This window comes from Trinickia sp., assembly GCF_036503415.1.
In the GTDB taxonomy this organism is placed as follows: Bacteria; Pseudomonadota; Gammaproteobacteria; order Burkholderiales; family Burkholderiaceae; genus Trinickia.
The window spans coordinates 1-1,682 of sequence record NZ_DASXWY010000048.1 but is presented as its reverse complement, the minus strand read 5'-3'; the positions used below and the strand labels follow the sequence as shown (position 1 = coordinate 1,682).

2 protein-coding genes and 1 pseudogene are annotated in these 1,682 nt (G+C 58.6%); 1 reads left to right on the top strand and 2 read right to left on the bottom strand.

All coding sequences use genetic code 11. From position 1 onward, the window contains the following. Window positions 1-140 (bottom strand): annotated as a pseudogene (locus VGL01_RS06930) (Zn-dependent hydrolase); the annotation flags it as partial. A gap of 244 nt (window positions 141-384) precedes the next feature. On the opposite strand from VGL01_RS06930, the gene VGL01_RS06925 reads away from it, so the two are divergent. Further along, complete coding sequence (locus tag VGL01_RS06925; protein ID WP_331568119.1) at window positions 385-1,074, top strand: TetR/AcrR family transcriptional regulator; 690 nt, start codon at window positions 385-387, stop codon at window positions 1,072-1,074. Between the two features lies 1 nt (window position 1,075). Here the strand turns inward: VGL01_RS06925 and VGL01_RS06920 are convergent, their stop codons facing one another. Further along, window positions 1,076-1,678 carry a dimethylsulfonioproprionate lyase family protein gene (locus VGL01_RS06920; protein ID WP_331568120.1) on the bottom strand — a complete coding sequence of 201 codons (603 nt, stop codon included), beginning with the start codon at window positions 1,676-1,678 and terminating at the stop codon, window positions 1,076-1,078. Window positions 1,679-1,682 lie beyond the last annotated feature (4 nt).

Sequence of the window (1,682 nt, the reverse complement as noted above, 5' to 3'; positions counted from 1 at the left end):
TCGGTCAGCGCAAGGCGGCATACACCGCCTTTCGCTGTCGCGCCGATCTTCGCCATCGTCATCAGGCTGTCCCACAGGCGCTGGCCGTTGACCTTCATCGACGTATCGATGCCGCGCTCTGTCATTGCACTCGTGCTCATCGGACGCGCTCCTTATCGAAATCGGACGATTGGCATGCCTGACCAGCGCATCGGAATCGCGCATTGCATTGAAGTACGTGCTTCATCGATTTCATCGTTTCAATGCGGATCGAATCCTGTCCGATTGGACAGGTTTTAGAACATTGGCCTCGACTTTGCAATCTTTTCTTTATTCGGGCGATGACGAGACCGCTGACGACTACAATGGGACCGGACGCGGCATAGGATCGAACAAGGCGCTTACATGAAGATCGACGACCGACGGGCGGCGATGGCCGAACACTCCGACGCGCAATCGGACCCACCGATATTGCGACGCCGCAAGGCACATATCCGGCTGTCCAACGAAGCGCATTTGCTCGCTTGCGCCGAGGCCGTGTTTGCCGAGCGAGGCCTCGAGGGGGCGAGCACGGCCATGATCGCCGAGCGTGCCGGCGTGCCGAAAGCCAACGTGCACTACTACTTTCCGACGAAACTAGCGCTCTATCGCCGCGTGCTGGACGACGTATTCGAGGAATGGCATTGCGCGGCCAATACGTTCGATTCGAGCGACAACCCTGTCGAAGCGATAGAAGGATATGTGCGAGCGAAGATGGCGCTCTCGCAACGCCGCCCACTCGGATCGAAGGTCTGGGCCAGCGAGATCATTCAAGGCGCCATGCATATGCAGGATATTCTTTCGGAACGCGTCAAGCCGTGGATGGAAACGCGCGTCGTCGTCATCAACGATTGGATTGCGCGCGGGCTGCTCGCACCGATCGATGCGCGTGCACTGCTTTATTTGATCTGGGCTGTCACGCAGCACTACGCTGATTTCGATGCGCAGATCAAGGCGCTTTCAGGCAAACGTGCGCTGTCGAAAAAAGCGTTTGCAGCGCTGACCGACGATGTCGTGGCCCTGGTGATCCGTGCATGTGGGGCGAGAGCGCCATAGGTCAGACCTTAAGACACCACAAAGCCAGGAATGGATTGTCGTCCGAGCGCACAGCGTGAATCGCGCCGGGGATATTGTGAATGCCGCAACCAATCCCTGGCGACAGCCATGGTCCCCGATCCTTGCGAAATTGCCCGGCGGTCATCAACACATACGCTTCCTCGGGCGGATGACCGTGATCGGGGTACCGGACATCTGGCTTCATGATCGTAAAGCCGAGCTGAAGATCGGACCGATCCTCGGTGCCGCCTGGGCCGCAGATCGTGCCGTTCGCATGGCCCTCCAGAAAATTCTCGCTCGCATTCGCAACGGTCATCCGCCGGGACCAGCCGATATACGGTTCGAGCGCTTTGATGCTTCGCGCCACTTGGCCGAATGCATTGTCCGCGCCCAGATACGGCTCGAGCGTGCTATCGAGCCAATCGCAAGCGGGAAAGCGCTCGCGTGTCTCCAAGCGAATCTCGCCATGTCGCTCGAGCAGCGCGAATATCTGAACCGCCAATGCGCGGGCCTCTTTTGTCAGCGTCTCGGCCGCGAAGAGCACCCTGGCTCCGTCTATGAAGTCTTGTATTTCTTTGGGACGCGAATGTGATCGGATATCCATGGTC

What these genes read in the sequence shown, in the direction of transcription:
- VGL01_RS06925 (WP_331568119.1), top strand. Translation starts at nt 385, where the DNA reads ATGAAGATCGACGACCGACGGGCGGCGATGGCCGAACACTCCGACGCG.
- VGL01_RS06920 (WP_331568120.1), bottom strand. Translation starts at nt 1,678, where the DNA reads ATGGATATCCGATCACATTCGCGTCCCAAAGAAATACAAGACTTCATA.